The organism is Streptomyces sp. NPDC059906 (genome assembly GCF_042730645.1).
GTDB lineage: Bacteria > Actinomycetota > Actinomycetes > Streptomycetales > Streptomycetaceae > Streptomyces > Streptomyces rubrogriseus.
Genome location: NZ_JBHWKU010000073.1, coordinates 1 through 1,226, shown reverse-complemented (window position 1 = coordinate 1,226; position 1,226 = coordinate 1). Strand labels below are relative to the sequence as shown.

Sequence of the window (1,226 nt, the reverse complement as noted above, 5' to 3'; positions counted from 1 at the left end):
TGACGCACGTACCGCCTTCCTGTTCACGGGCCAGGGCAGCCAGCGGCTCGGGATGGGCCGTGAGCTCTACGAAGCCCACCCGGTCTTCGCCGATGCGCTGGACGCGGTCTGCGCACAGCTGGACGCGGTGCTCGACAGGCCGCTGAAGGACGTGCTGTTCGGGTCGGACGCGAGCCTGCTGGACGAGACGCGGTACACGCAGCCGGCGTTGTTCGCGGTCGAGGTGGCGCTGTTCCGGCTCGTGGAGAGCTGGGGTGTGCGGCCGGACTTCCTGTCCGGTCACTCCATCGGTGAGATCGCCGCCGCGCACGTCGCCGGGGTGTTCTCGCTGGATGACGCCTGCGCGCTGGTCGCGGCCCGGGGCCGTCTGATGCAGGCGCTGCCCGCCGGTGGGGTGATGATCGCCGTACAGGCCTCGGAGGAGGAGGTCCTGCCGCTGCTGACCGACCGCGTCAGCATCGCGGCCGTCAACGGCCCGCGCTCGGTGGTCGTCGCCGGTGACGAGGACGCGGCGCTCGCCGTCGCGGACGCGTTCCCCGACCGCAAGTCCAAGCGCCTCACCGTCAGCCACGCCTTCCACTCGCCGCACATGGACGGCATGCTCGACGACTTCCGCAAGGTTGCTGAGAGCCTGTCCTACGGGTCCCCGCGCATCCCGGTCGTCTCCAATCTGACCGGCGCCCTCGTCACCGACGAGATGGCCTCGGCGGAGTTCTGGGTCCGGCACGTCCGCGACGCCGTCCGTTTCCTCGACGGCATCCGCGTCCTGGAGGCCGCCGGGGTCACGACGTACCTCGAACTCGGTCCGGGTGGCGTGCTCTCGGCCATGGGCCAGGAGTGCCTGACCGGTGAGGGTGCTGCCTTCGTACCCGTCATGCGGAACGGACGTCCTGAGACCGAGGCGATGGTCGCAGCGGCCGCACAGGCCCATGTACGCGGCCTGAAGGTGAACTGGTCGCAGTTCTTCGTCGGTTCGGATGCCCGGTCCGTCGAACTGCCGACGTACGCCTTCCAGCGGCAGCGGTACTGGCTCCAGATGGCCGGGGTGACCCGGAGCGGCGCAGCCGACGAGCTGGACTCGCGCTTCTGGGACGCCGTGGAGCGCGAGGACATGGAGTCGCTCGTGGCCACGCTGGACATGGACGACGAGAACGCCTGGGACACGGTCCTGCCGGCCCTGCCGACGCTGTCGGCGTGGCGTCGTGGCCTGCGGACCCAGTCCGAGG

At 70.4% G+C, this 1,226-nt stretch carries 1 protein-coding gene; it reads left to right on the top strand.

The window, feature by feature from the left end; all coding sequences use genetic code 11:
• Positions 1-1,226, top strand: a 1,226-nt coding sequence (locus tag ACFV9J_RS40555; RefSeq protein WP_385363252.1) for an acyltransferase domain-containing protein, incomplete at both ends; no start/stop codon positions are given.